Below are 19,155 nucleotides of genomic sequence, written 5' to 3'. Positions count from 1 at the left end.
GCAGGACGGATTCGGGAGAGATTATGACAGAGACGAAGACAGCGGAGACATGCGACTCCGTCAATCTTGAGATTATCCGCGGCGGTATCCGGTCGATCCAGGCCGAGATGGAGGCGCTGATAGAGCGCACCGCCATGTCACCCTTCATTCGCGAGAAGAAAGATTTCTATACGGCCGTCTTCGATGCGTCGGGCATCATGGCAGTCTGTTCTAATAATCCCATTTTCGGTGACCTCGTCGGCCCCGTTGCCCGGGATTTTCCCCTTGAGACGATGCGGGAGGGAGATCTTTACTGGTATAACGACTGCTACGGATCAATGGGTGCGGTCAGTCATTCAAACGATCAGGTTTTTCTGGCACCGGTCTTTCTTGGTGAACGCCGGGTGGGATTCGTAATGAGCTGGGCGCATTTTGCCGATATTGGAGGACTTCGTCCTGGTTCGATCTCCCCCGATACCACCGACATCTTTCAGGAAGGAATCATCGTCCCGCCAATGAAGCTGGCGACCGGAGGTGTCTACAATGATGCCGCCCTGACGATGTTTTACCGCAACAGCAGATATCCCGCGAGTGCACGCGGAGACACCCGGGCACTGATCGCGAGTGTCGAACTCGGCGTGACCCGCATGCGCGAGCTTGCTTCCCGGTTCGGTCCCGCATGCCTTGGTGACGCGCTGGAACAGCTTGTCTTTCGCACGCGCGCCGTGGTCCAGAAGTGCCTGCGTGACGTCTTTCCGGTCGGTACATGTCGCTTCGTAGATCGTATCGACGGAGACGGGCATGGCAGCGGCACGCTGCGGCTGGTCTTCGAGATGACCCGTACAGAGGACGATCACTTCATAATCGACGCGACCGCGACAGACGATCAGTCCGTGGGACCGGTCAATTTTCTTATGAACCGGGACGTGCCTGGGATGGCGCTTGGCCTTTACTTCCTGGGGGGCAATCCGGATCATGTGATGAACGCGGGAGCCCCCCGTTCGCTCGACGAGGTCCGGTTGCGTGAAGGCTCGCTGCTGCAGCCCCGCTTTCCCGCGCCGCTGGGAATGCGCGGTCTGACCATGATGCGGACGCTGAGCGCGCTCAACGGTCTGCTGTCCGTGGCAGGCAGTCCGGCACCCGCTGCCCATTCATCCTACGTCGTTGTGCTTCTGAGGGGGCACGTCGGAGAAAGGCATTTCCTGATGAGCGACGGAATTGGCGTGGGCTACGGTGCCCGCGCCTATGGCGACGGTCCGGACGGCGTTTATTTCGTCGCCCAGGAAAACTACCCCGTAGAATTTCTTGAGCTGGAATATCCGGTTATTCTGCGTGAATACGGACTGAACCGCGACAGCGGCGGTCCCGGACGCTGGCGTGGTGGTTGCGGCATCATACGAGAATTCGAGATTCTCGCCGATGAAGCGATCCTCGCGATCCGCCTCGACGGCGTACACAATCCTCCCTGGGGTGCGGACGGGGGAATGTCGGCAGGACCCGGCCGGGTCGTCGTCAATCCGGGAACTCCCCGGGAACGCCATCTGAAACCGCTGTCGGATGGCAACCGGCTTGTCAAAGGTGACATCCTTCGCATCGAAACCGGCGGCGGCGGCGGTCGCGGACATCCGTTCGACCGGCCCCCGGCATCAGTGCTGGCCGATGTTCTCGGCGGCATGGTCAGCACCGCTGCTGCCGAGAACATATACGGCGTGGTAATCGCGGATCGCACCGTCGATATGGAAGCTACAGCCGCGTTGCGGAAAAACCGATACGAAACAAAAGATTTTCATCGCGGGAGCTACGCGCATGTCCTCGACTGATCCCGTCTCCTCTGTCGTTTCGGTTGCGGTCGATATTGGCGGTACATTCACTGATATCACAGTCCAGGACCGGCAGGGCCAGGCATGGACCGCTAAGACTCCGTCCACGCCAGGTGATCCGTCGGAGGCATTTCTTCTCGGTGTCAGCCAGGCGCTGAGCAAAGCTGGCATCCCGTCGCACGACGTCAGGCGTGTGCTTCACGGCACGACGATCGCCACCAACATGATCCTTGAGAACAAGGCCGTAGCGACGGCCCTGGTGACAACCAGGGGATTTCGTCATGTTCTGGAAATCGGACGACAGGATATTCCCCGCAAGGCTAACCTGTACACATGGATCAAGCCCGCCCGTCCCGTCCCGCCCGCTCATGTCTTTGAGGTCTCAGAACGCCTTTCCGCGGAAGGGAATGTCCTGATTGAGCTTGACGAGGAGTCCGTCCGCGAAGCCGGGCGGGCCTGTCTCAGCGCCGGCGTGCGTTCCGTCGCTGTCTGTCTCCTTCATGCCTTTGCCCAGCCGGTCCATGAACGTCGGGTGGTCGGAATTCTCACCGACATGCTGCCGGGTGTGACCATCACAGCCTCCAGCGACATCCTGCCCGTCGTCCGGGAATACGAACGTTCCCTTGCCACGGTCATCAACGCGCAGGTCATGCCTGGTGTCTCTTCCTATGTCCGGCGTCTGGAGGAGAGACTGACCGGATACGGTATCGCGGCTCCCCTGTTGCTGATGAAGAGCAACGGAGGGGTCGCAAGCGGCGGCTCCATCTGCCGTTCACCGGCGACGACGGCCCTGTCAGGTCCTGCGGCCGGCGTGGTAGGCGCCCGTGCTGTCGCGATGGCGGCTGGTTTCTCCGATATCATAACGGTCGATATAGGCGGCACGAGCGCCGATATCTGCCTGATGAAGGACGGTGCGATCAGGCTGACACAGCATGGACGGATCGGAGAATGGCCGCTCCCCCTGCCGATGGTTGACATGGTGACGATTGGCGCCGGCGGAGGTTCCCTGGCCCGCGTCACGCCGGACGGAGTGCTGGCGGTAGGCCCGGAAAGCGCCGGTTCTGTACCCGGGCCGGCTGCCTATCGCCGTGGCGGCACTCAGGCCACCGTCACCGACGCGCATGTCGTCCTCGGACATCTTCCCAGTCTTCTGGGAGGAGGAATGGACATCGACGTCCAGGCGGCCCGGAAGGCCATCGCGGATACGGTCGCAAACCCGCTCGGCCTGGAACCCGGCGAAGCGGCACGTGGTATTCTCGCCATTGCGAATAACGCGATGGTCGGTGCGATCCGCGTCGTCTCCGTCGAGCGCGGCTACGATCCTCGTGACTTCGTGCTGGTTCCGTTTGGCGGAGCAGGACCGCTGCATGGATGCGCGCTTGCTGAACTGGTCGGGATCCGCACGGTACTCATTCCTCCGTCACCTGGCGTCCTGTGCGCCCAGGGATTGCTGGCCGCGGATCTGCGGGCCGAATTCAGCAGGGGGCTGAGGGCGACCGGCACGCCCGACGCGGTCATGGTTGAACAGAGCTTCACAGCGGCAGAAACGGACGCCACCACGTGGTTCACGGAAGAAGGCGTCCCGGACGCCCGGCGTGAAATGTCGCGTGTGGCGCTCATGCGTTATGCTGGTCAGGGCGTCGAGCTGACCGTGCCGTGGCCCGGCACAATGGCTCAGGCCGCGGAAACATTCGCCGCCGAGCATCGCGCCCTCTATGGCTTCGATCTTCCGGACGCAACGGTGGAACTGGTCTCCCTGCGCGTGGAGGCAGTCGGGAGGCTGGGCGGCGCAATCACCCGTTCTCTGCCACCCGGTCAGGGTGCCCGCGCCACCGGCATGCAGACAGTCCTGTTCGCGTCCGAACCACTGGAAACCCCGGTCTACGACCGGACCATGCTGGGAGCCGGGGATACATTCGAAGGGCCGGCAATTGTCACACAGCTGGACGCGACAACTCTCGTGCCACCAGGCTGGCACGCCGTCATGGATGAGAGCGGCTCGCTGATCCTGCGGCACAAAATAAAGGAGAGCCGGTAATGTCAGGTCGTGAAGCCGCGATTGCCCGGGCGGTAGCCTGTCTGGACGATGGTGTGTACGAGGCCGTTCTGGCGGATCGCATCGCGATACCGACCGCAAGCCAGGACCCCACCTCAGGACCTGCCCTGCAGGCCTATCTCGAGAAAGACGTGGCCCCCTGGCTGCGCGTCCGGGGATACAGTTGCGAAATTCTGCCCAATCCCACAGGAAAGGGCGGTCCCTTCCTGATCGCCGAACGGATCGAGGACCCGGCGCTTCCCACATTGCTGACATACGGCCACGGCGACGTCGTGCCCGGTCTGGACGCGGGATGGGAGGAAGGATTGTCTCCCTGGCAGCTGACCCGACGGGGAGACCGGCTGTACGGCCGCGGAGTGGTGGACAATAAGGGACAGCACACCGCCAATCTGATGGCGCTGGAGGCGGTGCGCGCGGAAAGAGGTGGCCGGCTGGGCTATAATGTCCGGTTGCTGATGGAGATGAGCGAAGAGGTCGGTTCTCCGGGCATCGACGAGATCTGCCGGGAACACAAAGACCGGCTGGCCGCGGATGTGCTGATCGCCTCGGACGGTCCACGCCTTGTCCCGGAAACGCCCACCCTGATGCTCGGAACGCGGGGTGCGCTGAATTTCGATCTCCGGGTCCGTTACCGTGAGGGCGGCCACCATTCAGGAAACTGGGGCGGCCTGCTGGCCAATCCGGGCATCCGTCTGGCGCACGCCATCGCTTCTCTTGTCGGCCCCACCGGACAGGTTCTCGTTCCGGATCTGGTACCGGAATGCATCCCCGACGGGATAAAGCGTGCCCTGGCGAAATGCATCGTCGGTCAGGACGGAAGCGGCCCCGCAATAGACGCATGGTGGGGAGAGCCCGGCCTGACTGCTGCGGAAAAGGTGCTGGGCTGGAACACGTTCGAAGTCCTGGCCTTCAGCACCGGAACACCGCATGCGCCGGTCAACGCCGTGCCGCCCGATGCCTTCGCGCGCTGCCAGATACGCTACACGGTCGACAGGGACGTGAATGAGTTCCTGCCCGCCATTTCCCGCCATCTCCGGGAGAAAGGCTTCGATGATGTCGAGGTCGTTTCCGTTAAGAGCGGAGCGGAATGGTACGCCACGCGAATGGACCCGGAAGGACCATGGCCACGTCTTGTGGCGGCATCCATCATGGAGACGACCGGCAAGGAAGCGATGATCATGCCGAACTCCGGTGGTTCGCTGCCCAATGACAGCTTCGCGAACACACTCGGCCTGCCGACCATCTACATCCCGCACTCCTACACAGGCTGTTCCCAGCATGCCCCCAATGAGCACGCCCTGGTCCCGCTCGTGCGCGAGGGACTCGCCATCGCAGCCGGAGTTTTCTGGGATCTCGGTGAAACCCGCTGGCCGGCGAGAGATAGCTGAACCACCCTTCCAGTATGTTTTGAGAGGAGACCGGTGATGGCTGGTCAGGCAGTGTCCCCTGTGCCGAACGACTTCGCTCTCAATGAGACTCCCGCTCCCGCTGGTCTCTTCGGCCCGGGCAGCCGGGAGACAGGACGGGCGGTTCTCGCCTCGTCCTTCGGCAATTTCATGGAGATGTTCGACTTCGTCGTCTTCGGATTGCTGGCGCGCCAGATTTCCGGAAATTTCTTTCCGGGGCACGATGGCTCCCTTTCGCTTCTGGCTGCCCTTTCGACCTACGGCGTCGGATTCCTCACACGCCCTCTCGGCGGCATGATCCTGGGCTCCTACGGGGACAGGCATGGCCGGCGGGCCACTCTGATCCTCACATCGGGTCTGATGGCGATCACGACAGCCTGTATCGCGCTGATACCGCCCTATTCCAGAATTGGCATCTTCGCTCCTGTCCTGCTGATTTCCTGCAGACTGATCCAGGGAATCGCTGCGGGTGGCGAATGGGGCGGCGCCGCTGTCTTCCTGGTGGAACATGCCCCGGTAGAGCGGCGCGGACTGTTCGGCAGTCTTCAGCAGCTTGGGGTGGGCGCGGGAAATATCATGGGCGCCAGCATCATCGCCCTGCTCAGTTTTGCGTTGTCTCCGCTCCAGATGGAGCAGTGGGGCTGGCGCATACCCTTCGCTCTCGGCTTCGCCTTGTTTCCGCTGGGGCTCTATGTCCGCTCAAGGGTCTGCGAAACGCCTGTCTATACAAGCAGTCTTGCCGAAGGCGCTTCGGAGATCTCTCCTCTCTCCACCCTGTTCCGCACGCATCGCGCGGCACTCCTGCGCGGTTTCGGAGCATCCGCTCTGTGCATCGTCGCAAGTCAGACGACCAACATATTCCTTCCGGCATTCGCGACTTCTTCCCTGTCCATGGCCGGAGCCCCGGTCTTCCTGTCGTCCATGCTCGCCGCACTCGTCTTTTCGCTGGGAATACCTTTCGCCGGGGCCGCGTCGGATAAATTCGGGCGTCAGCCCGTAGTGCTGACGGGTGCCATCGCCCTGATACTTCTGCTGCCCTTTGCGCTGTATCGCCTGTATCTGACACCATCTTTCGGAACCCTGATCACAACCCAGATGATTTTCGCCGCGTGCCTGACCTGTCTCAGCGGTCCGCTCTGCGCGTATCTCTGTGAAATCTTTACGACGGATATCCGCCTGTCGGGTCTTTCGACCTCCTACAGCCTGGCAGTCACGCTCTTTGGCGGGCTGACTCCGTCGGTCGATCTGTTCCTGACGCAGAAACTGCACAGCCTGCTTGCGGTCATGGTCGCAGTCGGAATCGCTTCGCTGCTCACGATCATTTCCATGCTGTCCGTCAGAAATCGCCACCCTCGTTCGTTCGGCCGGACCAGCGGGGAACAGGGAAAAAAGGACACCTGACGAAACGACGAACCACCCGTCTCAACCCGATGCAACGGAGATTCAGACAATGACCGAAACACGCCCCGCCGCAATGCTTTGCGAAGATACGCTGCTGCGCGAACTACGTGACTGGGTCGGGATCGAAACCCCGACCACCGATGCCCGGGCGGTCAACCGCCTCGTCGATCGTATCGAAGGTGACGCTGTCTCTTCGGGGCTTCGGGTAAAGCGTATTGCGGGAGGCCGGAATTACGGTGATCACCTGCTGGTCGAAACTCCCTGGGGAGAGGCGGAAGAGCCGGGCATCCTGGTCCTGAGCCATACCGATACGGTCCACCCGACGGGCACGCTGACCGGTTTTCCCTTTCGGATCGAGGGAGATACCGCCTTCGGTCCGGGTATCTACGATATGAAGGGCGGCGCGCTGCTGGCGTTCGCCGCGTTTCGCGACTGCGCGGCAGCCGGCGGCAGAACGCCCCTGCCCATCCGCCAGCTTTTCGTCTCCGATGAGGAAGAGGGGTCTCTGGACTCACGCCCGCTGATCGAGGCCGAAGCCCGCCGCGCAAAATTCGTACTGGTGACCGAACCTGCCCGCGAAGGGGGGCGGATCGTCACCGCCCGCAAGGCAACCGCACGGTTCGAACTGACGATCAGGGGGCGGCCGGCACATTCGGGTACCCGTCATCAGGACGGAAGAAGTGCGATTCGCGAACTGGCAAGGCAGATTCTCGAACTGGAATCCATCACCGACTATGAGAGCGGCGTCACGGTAAATGTCGGCATCGTAGAAGCCGGAACCCGCGCCAACGTGGTCCCGGCCTTCGCGCGAGCCGAAATCGACATGCGGGCACCGGACAGCGAAAGCTGCGACAAAACGGTCGCACGGATATTGGCCCTTCGCGCCCATGATCCCGATGTGACCGTTGAGGTCACGGGGGGTCTCAACCGGCCGGCCTACGAAAAGACGCAGGATATAGAGAAGCTTTTCAGCCATGCAGGTCGCCTGGCATCTGAGATCGGCTTCGAACTCAGGGATCTTATGACCGGGGGAGGAAGTGACGGCAATTTCACGGCGGCGCTCGGCGTCGCAACCCTCGACGGGCTGGGCGTAGATGGTCGTGGCGCCCATACGCTAGAGGAGCAGATCGTGATCTCATCCCTGATGCCACGGGGCAGGCTTTTGCTGCGCCTGATGCAGACATTGTCCTGAGATGATGAGCGCCGGAACCATGAAACAAGGATACGAACGACATGGCCGGCGCCAGATCCAGGCGATCGCGGCCGGCGCAATCGGCAATTTCATCGAATTGTTCGATTTCATCATGTTCGGCTTTTTCGCCCTGGAAATCTCCGCTAATTTCTTTCCGGCACGCAGTCCTCTCATCTCCATTCTCTCGGTCTTCGCGACCTACGGAGTAGGCTTCGTCATGCGCCCTCTCGGCGCGGTCTTCTTCGGAAGCTACGGAGATAAGAAAGGGCGCAGGCAGGTTCTGATCCTGACCGTCGGACTGATGGCCGTCACCACCGGCGTGATCGGTATCCTCCCCGTCTATGCGGATATCGGTGTCGGCGCGCCGATCCTTCTCGTTATGCTGAGGCTGCTGCAAGGATTTTCCGCAGGCGGTGAATGGGGAGGAGCGGCGACTTTCCTGGTGGAATATGCGGACCCCGGTGAAAGGGGAAGGATCGGGAGCCTGCATCAGTGCAGCGCTGCCCTGGCTCTCGCGGCATCCACCCTGTTTGCGGCGTTTCTGCAAACCGTGATCCCCTCCGCCACCATGTTCGCCTGGGGCTGGCGCATTCCCTTCCTCGTCGCCTTCGTGCTGGCTCCCGTTGCCCTGTACCTGCGATCACAGGCCCTGGTCGAGACCCCCTCCTTCCTCGTCGAAAGCCGCCACCACCAGATCCCCCGGGCACCGGTCCGGGAGGCGCTGACCCTTCACTGGCGCCGGATTCTGACGGCCTTCGCCATTTCGGCCGCCGGCACAGCAAGCAACTACATGTTCCTGATCTTCTTTCCGACTTTCGCCATCCAGAATTTCCATATTTCTCCCCGATCCACCTATTACGCGACCGCGCTCTGCGCGACGGCCATGGCACTGGTGACACCGCTGTCAGGTCGTCTTTCCGACCACGTCGGACGCAGACCACCCATGCTGGTCGGGATCGGGGGACAGGTGCTCCTGGCATGGCCCCTCTTCCGCATGGTGATCGACAGCCATGATCTGACAGGCTTCATCTGTGGCCAGTTCGTCGCTGCCGTGCTTCTCGGCATTTCCGCAGGCCCTCTGGTCCCGCTGCTGACCGAGCTGTTCCCGACGACAATCCGGCTGACCGGATTGTCGATCGGATACGGTCTGAGCGTGACCATATTCGGAGGGTTCGGTCCTTTTATCGGAACCCTGCTCATCAGCTGGACCGGCCGGCTCGATGCTGCGGCCTTTTACGTGGTTGGCGCGGGAATGCTCAGTTTCATAACTTTGCTGACACTCAGTGAGCCGGCTGGCCTGCCATTCACCGACGATGCCACCGACGACACAGACGCCCCTGTCATGGCGGCAGACTGAACGCGGAAATCTTACCCATAATCGGCCATTTTTGCATGGGTGACTACAGAACCGGAGTGGATGCCATGACGACGTTGCGATTAAAGTCCGGAAAGGTCGCGCTGGTGACCGGAGCAGCACAGGGTATCGGCCGGGGCTGCGCACAGGCCCTGGCCCGTTCCGGTTTCGCCCTCGCGCTTGTCGATGTCCTGACGCAGGAGCTGGCGCGGACGGCAACAGAAATCCGGGAGTCCGGTGTCGATGTTCTGACGTTCGAGGCCGACGTTACGGACTATGAGCGGGCGCATACGGTCGTCCGGGAGACTGTCAGTCATTTCGGCAAGGTCGATTTCCTCCTGAACAATGCGGGAAAATCCGCACCGGCTGGCATTCTCGACATTACCGAGGCGGAGTTCGACCGGACGCTGTCCATCAATCTCAAGAGCTGTTTCAATTACATCAGAGCGGTCGCGCCCGTCATGCTCGGGCAGGGTGGCGGCCGGATCGTCTCCATGTCGTCGCTGAACGCACATTCCGGGGGCGTCACCGCCGCCGTAAGCCGGTTCGCCTATGCCGCCGCGAAAGCCGGCATTCTTGGCCTTACCCGCGCGCTCGCCAAGGAACTCGGCCCCACCATCCTCGTGAACGCGATCTGTCCCGGCATGATCGAAACCGAGCTGACGAAGCATGTCGTGCTGTCGGAGCGCGGCGCGGACCTCGTGCGGAACGGCATCGCACTTCACAGGGTCGGGACCACGGATGACATCGCACAACTGGTCGTCTTTCTCGCCATGTCGGAACCCTGCTTCATCACGGGTCAGGACTTCGTCGTCGACGGCCTTCAGTACCACCTCTGACACAGGACGTTATCGCCGGAGACATCTGAATGAGTCCGACCGAATACAGAATCGGATGCGATATCGGCGGCAGTTTCACCGATTTCATCCTTTATGACGCTTCGACCGGCGCAGTCGTGACACTCAAGGTCGCCACGACACCGGACGCTCCCGAACAGGGGCTGACAGCCGGAATCGATCATCTGGCCAGACAGCACGCCGCATTGCCCACGTCGCTGAAGACGCTGATCCATGGGACGACACTTGTCATCAATGCCATTCTCGAACGTAAAGGCGCCCGTACCGCCCTGCTGACAACAGCCGGATTTCGCGACGTGATCGAAACACGGCGCGAAATCCGTTACGATATCTACGATATTCGTCAGATTTTCCCCACGCCGGTCATTCCCCGCAATCTGCGCATCGGCGTGGCTGGCCGCATTGCATCAGATGGTACCGAAATCCAGCCGCCCGACCCATGCGAAGTTAAAACGGTGCTGCGACGGCTTGCGGATGACGGGATCGAATCCGTCGCGGTCTGCTTCATCAATTCCTACGCCAACCCGGATCATGAACGGCAAATCGCGGCCATAGCGGAGCAGGCGGCTCCCTTTCTGTCCCTGTCGCTGTCATCGGAGGTCCTGCCCGAAGTCCGGGAATTCGAGCGATTTTCGACAACGGCACTCAATGCCTATGTGAAACAAAAAGTGGATCGCTACCTCGCCGGTGTCGAAGATGCGCTTGCCAGCCGGGGATTCAGCGTCCCGCTCTATCTGATGCAGTCGGGAGGCGGTATCGTCACGGCGCTGACCGCGAGGCACAGCCCGGTCAGGCTGGCGGAATCCGGGCCGGTTGGCGGGGTGCTTGCGACACGCGATCTCGCCCGTCTCGCCGGATATCCCGATGCGCTGGCATTCGATATGGGGGGCACCACCGCCAAGGCCTGTCTGATCCGCAAGGGAGAAATGCCGGTCACCAGTCATTATGAGGTCGACCGTGTCCATCGTTTCAAACGTGGTTCCGGAACCCCTCTGGCGGTACCGACCGTCGATCTGATCGAAATCGGAGCGGGTGGCGGATCAATCGCGCGGATAGACGATCTTGGCCGTCTGCGGGTAGGACCGGACAGCGCCGCCGCCGATCCTGGTCCCGCCTGTTTCGGCCGTGGCGGCGTCCTGCCGACAGTGACCGACGCCAATTTGCTGCTTGGATATCTGGACCCGGCGGACTTCGTCGCCAGCGGCATCGTGCTGGACCCGAACGCGGCATACACAGCAGTGCAGCGGAGTATTGCGGACCCCCTGGGCATTCCTGTCCTTCAGGCCGCTGCTGCCATAATCGAAATCGTCAATGAAAGCATGTCGCAGGCTGCGCGAATCTACTCGGCGGAAAACGCTGGCGATCTGTCCGCGTCAGTCATGGTCGCCTTTGGCGGCGGCGGACCCCTGCATGCCGTGGATGTCGCACGCAAACTGAAAATGCCGCGTGTCATCGTGCCTGAGGCCGCCGGAGTCTTTTCCGCACTGGGTTTTTTGATGGCGGCCCCCCGTTACGAAACCTCGCGCTCATATCCGCGGCGGCTGGATCAGATCACCGATGATATGCTGACTGGAATCTTCGACGAATTGCGGCTTCAGGCTGAAGCCGTCGTCGCTGGTGCTGCTCCTGGCGCGCCGCAGAGCCACAGTCTCTTGGCCGATCTTCGCTATGTTGGCCAGGGGCATCAGTTGCGCGTCCGGATCGAACAATCCGAACGGAGAATCATCGCGGACGCCTTCAGACGCGACTATTTCGATATCTACGGATATTGCTGCGATGATATTAATATCGAGATCGTAACGCTGCGTGTCGAGGCGTGCGCCGACCTTCCCGGACCGGCCTTCAGGCCACTGAGTCATAGCGACGAGCCGGCGGAGGGTGAGCGCCTCGCGTGGGATGATGCTGCCGGAGCAATGATCCCGCACCGCACGCTGGAATTCGCGGCGATCCGCGCTCCCCTGGAGGGGCCGGCGCTTGTCAGCCAGCGAGGAGCTGTTGTGCGGATTGCACGGGGATGCCGCGCCTTGCGGCACGATCGTGGATGGCTCGAAATTACTATGGAGGCAGGTCCGTCATGACCACATCCGATGTCATAGACCCCATACGGCTTCAGGTCATCTGGTCACGACTGATCTCGGTCGCGGATGAAATCGCCACAACACTGGAACGAACCGCCTTTTCCCTGATTGTCCGCGACAACAAGGATTATGCCTGCGCACTCTATGATGCGCGCGGGGTCATGCTCGCGCAGTCCAGCCAGTGCACGCCCGGACAGGCAGGATCGACCCCGACGGTCATCGCCGCGATGCTGAACAGCTACCCCGCCGACGTGCTGACCGAGGGAGACGTGCTGATCTGCAACGATCCCTGGATCGGTGCCGGACATGCCCCGGATGTGTTCATCGCCGTCCCCGTCTTCCGGCATGCGCCGTCCGATGGTGTTTCAGGCGGCACGCTGGCCGGCTTCGCCTGCACCTGCGCGCATCAGGCGGATATGGGCGGCCGTCTGGGCGCGGTCGACGCCCGCGATGTCTATGAGGAAGGTGTCATCATTCCGGTCAGCAAACTGCATCGGGGAGGAGAACGTAACGAGGAACTCTATCGTCTCCTCGCGCGGAATGTGCGGATGTCGGAAAAAGTACTGGGCGACATCGACGCACAGATCGCAGCCTTCCGGGTCGGCGCGCGGGGCATCCGGCAGGTAATGGACGATTTCGATCTGAAGACACTGACGGATATTGCCGATCAGATCACGGCACGGACCGAAGATATGTTTCGGTCCGCGCTTCGACGCCTGCCGCGTGGTCGCTCTGACGCCGAAGTCTTTCACGAACTGCGCGATCCTGACGGCAACAGGCTGCGAATCCGCCTGTCGATGACGGTAGGGGAAGGTGAAGTGCATCTGGATTTCACGGGCACCTCACCCCAGGTTCCGATGCCGGTGAATGCTGTCCTCAATATTACCCGTTCCTATTGCATCTTTCCTTTTGTTGCCACGCTTTGTCCCGAATTACCGATGAACGCGGGAGCGTTTAGTCCGATCGTGCTGTGCGTACCGGAGGGCAGTATCCTCAATCCCCTCTATCCCGCTCCGGGAATGTATCGCTCGCTTCTTTCTTATTTCGTTGTCGAGGCGGTCATGAGCGCATTGTATCAGATTGCGCCTGATCTCGGCATGGCCGCTTCCGGCACCTATCCTCTCTGGATCGAGAAATTCGCCGGTACACGCGACGATGGCACAGAATTTTTATCGCATTACAACGCCCAGGGCGGCCAGGGCGCATTCCGGGATCGCGATGGGGTTTCCGCCGTGGTCTTTCCTGGAAACATCGCAACGACCTCAGTGGAACTGTTCGAACTGGAAGCGCCATACCGCGTCCTGTCGCGCGAGTTGCGACAGGACAGTGGCGGCGCAGGCAGGTTCCGGGGTGGACTGGGGCAGGACACCGTTATGCTGTGCCTGAACCGCACACCGGTTCAGGTCGCTTTTGGTGGCGGACGGTTCGCCGAGCCTGCGCAGGGAAGGGAAGGGGGGCTGCCGGGCGCCCCTGGCGTCATCTGCATACGGGACGACCAGCCGCTGACAATGAGTGGCCGCGATATGATGCAGTACGGCGATATCGTCCGGTTCAGCCAGCCTGGCGGCGGCGGTTTCGGTGACCCGAGGACGCGTGCTCCGGAGGCTGTCGCCCGCGACCTGGCCCTGGGCTATATTTCGGCCGGGGCTGCGATCCAGGTTTACGGCGCTGCGTCCACGGAGACGGACTGAAAGAGTATAAATCAGTCAATACCATGTTCAGAGAGAGCGGGTATCGTTCCGATCCAGCCGGATACGGTTAGGCTCCCGGCTGGAGACGCTTCGTTGAATTTCGGAAATATCTTTCTGGTATATATTAAACAGCATATCAGAGAATGACGGCACAAAGGAAACATGGTCACTGCATCCACTCTGATAGCTCGCCCTAAGTTATGAATCTCGTCTGAACGACCGAAATGAGTACGAGTAACGTCTGTCTGCTTATTTCTGTCAGAAGAGAGGTGGTTCGAATGGTCTGCAGAACATTTCACCCTGCTCACATCGCTGCTGGTTCTGATAAATAATTTTTATCCGCAAGCAAGGATGATCAAAATCTTCTGGACGGATACCTGGTCTGGAGGGGGTAGACGAAGGACTGGACGATGGCAGTAGCCATTAAGCACCAATCTGTAACTCCTCTGATGCAGCCTGGGACAGGAGCCTTGATTATGACGCTGGCCTCACCCGGCTTTCATCTCCCTGAAAGGCGACCGGGACCCGATATGACAATCGTCCCGATAACTATCTCAACACTGTAAGCTCATCTCAGTGAGAACCAGGCGTCGGTATTTATAAACCGGCACCACAGATCCGGTCTCCGGACCAGCCGACCGACAACGGACATTCCTTTTCCCGTTTCTGATCCGGTCTGTCACGAAGTTTACAGACCGCCCCTGTATCTCACCACACGCTGCCCGGACCGTCCGCTATCAGCAGAAGATGGACAGAAACTCCCGATCACGCATAATAATCAGGCGCTTTACGAAATCCGGGCCACGCCTCGGGGTCGTGCCCTGTGACGACCGTAGCATTTGTCTTCTCCGCCAGAGCCCGGAGTTTCTGTACAGAGCGAACCGATTCAATCGTGGACGTCAAAAAGCCGGGAAGCGACCGTTCATTCCAGTGATCGAGTGTATAGGCAGCATCAATGGTCAGGATAAATGACCCGCTTTGCGGCAGACGCACCAGGAAAGACTGATGTCCGGGCGCATGGCCCGGCGTGAATACAGTCGTGAGCGTCCCGTCGCCATACACGTCATAGAAATCGTCCTGCGTTCCGTTCAGAAACTGCCATTTCAGTCCTGGCCGGTCGAAGTCCTTGCGAATATAGCCGCCTGCCGCAAACCAGTCCGCTGTGAAAGCATACTCATATTCCGCTCGCTGGACGATATGAGTCGCATTCGGAAAGCGGCCCACAGCGCCGGTGTGGTCAAGGTGCAGATGGGACTGCACCACATAGCGCACATCGGCCGGATCGATCCCCAGAGCGCGGACCTGATCAACGCAGCCCTTGTCCTTATCAAGGACAGGCCAGTAAACATCGCAGACTGCACCCCAGTATCCGCGCGGGTCCGTCGCCACCTCGACAGCGTTTCCGCCATCGATGATGGTATGGCCGTCCGGGTGAGTAATCAGGAAAAACGGCACGGGAATCTCGTAAGGAGCCCCGTCGCCCTCATTCATTCTGATGTTGTGGACTTTACATTTCAGCGTGCCGGACTGAAGCATGCAGAGCCGGATATCGGTCATTTGACAACGCCTTTTTTCGTGCCGCGTCAGAACGCCTCGCGGTAGAGCGCGAGAGCATCCTCCTCGCGCACCTCAACCGGGTTATTGCCTAAAAGCCGCGTCTGTTTCATCGCATCAGACGCCATGACGGTCAGCATGTTGTCCGTCACCCCCACGTCGCGCAGACGACGCGGCGCACCGCTCCGGTCCATCAGATTTTCCATGTGCCGGACAAACGCTTTCGCGCGCGCCGGCGTATCGTCCCCATCTCCGGCCCCGACCACATCGGCAAGTTCCGCATAAAGCGGCGCCGCCACCCCGCTGTTGAACCGAAGCACCGGCCCGAGCATCAGCGCGTTCGAAAGCCCATGCGGCACATGGTAATGCCCTCCCAGCGGGTAGGCGAGGGCATGAACCGCCGCCACCGGCGCGTTGGCAAAAGCCTGTCCCGCCAGCAGTGCGCCCAGCAGAAGCGACTCACGCGCATCCCGGTTCGTGCCATCCTCGCAGGCCGCAATCAGATTGCCGCTCATCAGCCGCAACGCCTCGCGCGCCAGCATATCGGACAGGACATTTTTTTTGTGCAGGCTCGTATAGGCTTCAATCGCGTGAACCATCGCGTCGATACAGGTCGCAGCCGTATGCAGCTTCGGCAGCCCGATCGTCAGTTCCGCGTCCAGCAACACGTAATCGCCATAAAGCTGGGGCGCCACAACGCCCATCTTGGTTGTCTCACCCGTGGTGATGATTGAGATATTCGTGACTTCGGAGCCCGTTCCCGCCGTCGTGGGCACCAGAACAAGCGGCAGGCGACCGCCCTTCACGTTGCCGATCCCGTACATCCCGGACAATGGCTGGTCGGAGATGGCCAGAACAGCCACAAGCTTGGAAATGTCCAGAGAGGACCCGCCGCCAAGTCCGATCACGATGTTGGTTCCATTCTCCCTGGCCATGCGGGCACACTCGCCGACGACCGATTCCGGAGGATCAGCCACGACACCGTCAAAGATATGCACGGTAAAACCCGCAGCTTCCAGCCCGGATACAACCGGCGTAATCAGCCCGGCCTTTACCAGGCCACCATCCGTCACCAGCATGGCACGCCGCGCCTCAAAACGCCCGCTCAGGCGTTCTCCGAGACGAAGCGCTCCGCCCCAGGCCACGTCAATGGACGGAACAGTCCGGAACTCAAACGGCTTCATTCTGCCTGCCTCCTGCCCGATCACCGGCACAGATATCTGATCTCGGGATATTTCCCGATCTCATAACGGAATCTCTCACGACAAGGTTCCGATCTGCACTGGAATCCGGCGCTCGCCGGCCACATAAGCGTTCTTCAGAGGAGAGGAGCTGATCAGGCAGGTCATCGTTTGCTCGATGCTGATGTTCATTATGCTGAACTTGTTTTTATATATGGAACAATGGCCGGGTGGCTGAAACCTGTCAAGGAATCAGCAAGGCCTGCGCTAAACAGCCAGAGGAATGACGACGAAAACAAGCTACACCGCTGAGCGAACAGGAGGCATCTTCTGATTGCCTCCGCTGTCCTGACTGGCCGGAGATGCAGCGAATCAGGTTATGGCGGAGGCGTGATTTCCGAAGCCCTGCGAGTGGTAATGAGACCACCGAAGGTCAGGCCGCCTTTATTGTATGTTGTCACCAGACACCGGTCAGGCTTCCGGGCGACAGTCAGCTAAAACTGATGACCACCGGAACGACCTGGATGGCGACATGAAAGATTGATGTCAGCGTGTCGTAACCTGCTACGGCGTTTCTGAACTGCGTCAGTCCCGGCGAAAAAGCGTCCAATAACGTTTCTTTTACTGCCAGTAGAAAAGCTTCTGTTCCGGAGCTTGCAGAGGTGTCTCTGTGAAGAAATGACCGGGACAATGTCCCGCTCCCGGGCCTTTCGATGAGCGGACCCGCATCTCGATGAGCGGACCCGCATCGTAAGCCCTGTCAGCGATGCAGGGGTCGGAATTGAGGTTCTTCACGAGAGTTCTATCCCGGTCACATCAGCCGTCTGCCAGGCTGTCAGGGGAAAACAGCGGTGCTTCCCAGGGCATCGGCGATTACGTGGATTGCTGACGACATGCCCCGGACCGGTGTTCAGCATCCATATCGGGTTTGTAATGACCTCTTGTCAGGAAGCCTGTCCCGTCGAAACATTCTGTCCGCAGAAAGCGAGATAATCAGATCAGAATGCATCTTCACCTTTTAACCATTACATATTCACGCTCAGGACACGGATCAGCATAGGAACAGGGCACCATTTTCAGCCCGGAATGAATGGAGATGACCTGTATTCCTGATCAGAATTTCGCCCACGCACCCACAAACTGGTAACTCCCATGAAACCAGTCTTCAGCCAGTGATGAGATCGATAGCCAGTTCCGGTTAAGTTTATATACTTCCCCACGCTGCTGTCCGGTCTCAGCCTGTCCGGCCAGATCGAAACGTTATCTTTGAAGGAAGCGCCGCTTGCTCAGGTTCCCGATATCAAGCCCGGCCGGAGCCTATGGCTGGCGCCCCGTCCTGATCATGGCCGCTCTGTTTTTCAGCATCGGATTTGTCACCTGGCTGAACGGACCGCTGATTACATTCGTCCAGGTGGCGTTCAGCCTGAGCGATGTCGCTTCCTTCCTCGTCCCGGTCTGTTTTTACCTCGCTTATTTCGTGTTTCCCCTGCCTGCCACGGCGCTCGCGCGCCGGATCGGCCTGCGTCGCGGCCTGATCGCCGCTCTGGCCGTCATGGCAGCCGGCACGGCACTGTTCGGCGAATGCGTCAACGACCGCTGGTACGCCGGAGCCCTCAGTGGACTGACCGTCATCGGGGCCGGCCTGTCGCTGCTCCAGATCACCATCAATCCTTATGTCAGCCTGCTGGGCGACCACGAGCGCGCCGCCCAGCGTATCGCCATCATGGGTATCGCCAATAAATTCGCCGGGATCGTCGCCCCGGCTCTTTTCGCCATCATCATTATGCCCAGCGTCGGAGACGTCGCTGCCAGCATACGCAGCACCCCCGCAGGTCCGGCGAGAGACGCAATTCTCTCGCAGTTCACCCACGCCGTCCACATCCCCTATCAGGTGATGGCCGGTCTCCTCGTTCTGCTTGCGGTGCTCGTCGCCCGTGCGCGGCTGCCGGAAATCGAAATGCAGAGCCCCGTTCAGACCGGAACAGACGCCCGCGGGACACACCCGCTCTGGCTGATGACAGGCGTGTTCGCAATGTTCCTTTATGTCGGCGTGGAAGTCATGGCCGGAGACGCCATCGGCTTCTACGGGCGATCCTTCGGTCTTTCCCTCGATGTCACAAAATATCTCACAACGGTGACCCTGGCCTCAATGATGGCCGGTTACATCGTCGGAATGATGATCGTGCCCCGCCTGGTCAGCCAGGAACGCTATATGCTCATCTCCTGCCTCATGGGCATTATCCTTTGTTTCATGGCCACGATGACTCCCGGAATGATCCCGGTCCTGTGTGTCGCGCTCCTGGGTTTCGCCAATGCGATGATCATGCCGGCGCTTTTTCCTGTCGTCCTCGCGGAAGCCGGCTCCGGCGGCGCGGGCGCGACCGCATTTCTCGTCATGGCATTTTCCGGCGGCGCTGTCCTGCCACAGCTTTTTGTCCATCTCGCGCCGTCTCTGGGAACATCGGCCGCCTTCATGACCCTTGTCATTCCGTCCTATCTCTTTATTGCCGGATGGACTGTAGCGCTGCGTGCGAAAACCGGTGCTCCTGTCCCGGAATCGATCATCATGACGCTAGGAGACTGATT

12 protein-coding genes are annotated in these 19,155 nt (G+C 60.4%); 10 read left to right on the top strand and 2 right to left on the bottom strand.

The features are described 5' to 3' along the window. Positions 1–23 precede the first annotated feature (23 nt). Genes GOB93_RS05760 through GOB93_RS05720 form a run of 9 tightly spaced genes read left to right on the top strand, consistent with a single transcriptional unit; the run spans position 24 to position 13,834 of the window. Positions 24–1,799, top strand: coding sequence for a hydantoinase B/oxoprolinase family protein (locus GOB93_RS05760; RefSeq protein ID WP_173582532.1), 1,776 nt, complete (start codon positions 24–26; stop codon positions 1,797–1,799). Then, positions 1,786–3,837 carry a hydantoinase/oxoprolinase family protein gene (locus GOB93_RS05755; RefSeq protein ID WP_173582531.1) on the top strand — a complete coding sequence of 684 codons (2,052 nt, stop codon included), beginning with the start codon at positions 1,786–1,788 and terminating at the stop codon, positions 3,835–3,837. The genes GOB93_RS05760 and GOB93_RS05755 overlap by 14 nt, the downstream gene beginning before the upstream one ends. After that, positions 3,837–5,243 carry a M20 family metallopeptidase gene (locus GOB93_RS05750; RefSeq protein WP_173582530.1) on the top strand — a complete coding sequence of 469 codons (1,407 nt, stop codon included), beginning with the start codon at positions 3,837–3,839 and terminating at the stop codon, positions 5,241–5,243. Before GOB93_RS05755 ends, GOB93_RS05750 begins: the two co-directional genes overlap by 1 nt. Before the next feature lie 36 nt (positions 5,244–5,279). Beyond that, on the top strand, positions 5,280–6,662 hold the full coding sequence (locus GOB93_RS05745) for an MFS transporter (protein ID WP_173582529.1): 1,383 nt from the start codon (positions 5,280–5,282) through the stop codon (positions 6,660–6,662). 49 nt (positions 6,663–6,711) lie between these two features. Further along, positions 6,712–7,854, top strand: coding sequence for a M20 family metallopeptidase (locus tag GOB93_RS05740; protein ID WP_173582528.1), 1,143 nt, complete (start codon positions 6,712–6,714; stop codon positions 7,852–7,854). Between the two features lie 19 nt (positions 7,855–7,873). Beyond that, positions 7,874–9,211, top strand: coding sequence for an MFS transporter (locus GOB93_RS05735; RefSeq protein ID WP_173582527.1), 1,338 nt, complete (start codon positions 7,874–7,876; stop codon positions 9,209–9,211). A 35-nt stretch (positions 9,212–9,246) separates the two neighbouring features. Further along, entirely contained in the window at positions 9,247–10,047 is an 801-nt protein-coding gene (locus GOB93_RS05730) for an SDR family NAD(P)-dependent oxidoreductase (protein WP_242010558.1), read from the top strand. A 29-nt stretch (positions 10,048–10,076) separates the two neighbouring features. Beyond that, positions 10,077–12,143 (top strand): hydantoinase/oxoprolinase family protein, encoded by a 2,067-nt coding sequence (locus GOB93_RS05725; RefSeq protein WP_173582526.1) that lies wholly within the window; start codon positions 10,077–10,079, stop codon positions 12,141–12,143. After that, a complete protein-coding gene (locus GOB93_RS05720; protein WP_173582525.1) occupies positions 12,140–13,834 on the top strand; it encodes a hydantoinase B/oxoprolinase family protein in 1,695 nt (564 codons plus the stop codon). The genes GOB93_RS05725 and GOB93_RS05720 overlap by 4 nt, the downstream gene beginning before the upstream one ends. A 765-nt stretch (positions 13,835–14,599) precedes the next feature. On the opposite strand, the gene attM is transcribed toward GOB93_RS05720, so the two are convergent. Together attM and GOB93_RS05710 are read right to left on the bottom strand one after the other, a co-directional pair. Continuing rightward, complete coding sequence (attM, locus tag GOB93_RS05715; RefSeq protein ID WP_173582524.1) at positions 14,600–15,391, bottom strand: AttM family quorum-quenching N-acyl homoserine lactonase; 792 nt, start codon at positions 15,389–15,391, stop codon at positions 14,600–14,602. A 26-nt stretch (positions 15,392–15,417) separates the two neighbouring features. Beyond that, positions 15,418–16,572, bottom strand: a complete 1,155-nt coding sequence (locus GOB93_RS05710) for an iron-containing alcohol dehydrogenase (protein ID WP_173582523.1) — start codon at positions 16,570–16,572, stop codon at positions 15,418–15,420. 1,279 nt (positions 16,573–17,851) lie between these two features. On the opposite strand from GOB93_RS05710, the gene gluP reads away from it, so the two are divergent. Continuing rightward, positions 17,852–19,153: a glucose/galactose MFS transporter gene (gene gluP / locus GOB93_RS05705; RefSeq protein ID WP_338422302.1), complete on the top strand. Its 1,302-nt coding sequence runs from the start codon at positions 17,852–17,854 to the stop codon at positions 19,151–19,153. The last annotated feature ends 2 nt before the right edge of the window (positions 19,154–19,155 follow it).

This window comes from Acetobacter musti, from assembly GCF_011516835.1.
GTDB lineage: Bacteria > Pseudomonadota > Alphaproteobacteria > Acetobacterales > Acetobacteraceae > Acetobacter > Acetobacter musti.
The sequence above is the reverse complement of the archived record's forward strand: the minus strand, read 5'-3'. Positions and strand labels throughout refer to the sequence as shown.

Excerpts from the sequence above, each read along its gene's own strand:
- GOB93_RS05760 (WP_173582532.1), top strand. The coding sequence starts at position 24 with ATGACAGAGACGAAGACAGCGGAGACATGCGACTCCGTCAATCTTGAG.
- GOB93_RS05755 (WP_173582531.1), top strand. The coding sequence starts at position 1,786 with ATGTCCTCGACTGATCCCGTCTCCTCTGTCGTTTCGGTTGCGGTCGAT.
- GOB93_RS05750 (WP_173582530.1), top strand. The coding sequence starts at position 3,837 with ATGTCAGGTCGTGAAGCCGCGATTGCCCGGGCGGTAGCCTGTCTGGAC.
- GOB93_RS05745 (WP_173582529.1), top strand. The coding sequence starts at position 5,280 with ATGGCTGGTCAGGCAGTGTCCCCTGTGCCGAACGACTTCGCTCTCAAT.
- GOB93_RS05740 (WP_173582528.1), top strand. The coding sequence starts at position 6,712 with ATGACCGAAACACGCCCCGCCGCAATGCTTTGCGAAGATACGCTGCTG.
- GOB93_RS05735 (WP_173582527.1), top strand. The coding sequence starts at position 7,874 with ATGAAACAAGGATACGAACGACATGGCCGGCGCCAGATCCAGGCGATC.
- GOB93_RS05730 (WP_242010558.1), top strand. The coding sequence starts at position 9,247 with ATGGGTGACTACAGAACCGGAGTGGATGCCATGACGACGTTGCGATTA.
- GOB93_RS05725 (WP_173582526.1), top strand. The coding sequence starts at position 10,077 with ATGAGTCCGACCGAATACAGAATCGGATGCGATATCGGCGGCAGTTTC.
- GOB93_RS05720 (WP_173582525.1), top strand. The coding sequence starts at position 12,140 with ATGACCACATCCGATGTCATAGACCCCATACGGCTTCAGGTCATCTGG.
- attM (WP_173582524.1), bottom strand. The coding sequence starts at position 15,391 with ATGACCGATATCCGGCTCTGCATGCTTCAGTCCGGCACGCTGAAATGT.
- GOB93_RS05710 (WP_173582523.1), bottom strand. The coding sequence starts at position 16,572 with ATGAAGCCGTTTGAGTTCCGGACTGTTCCGTCCATTGACGTGGCCTGG.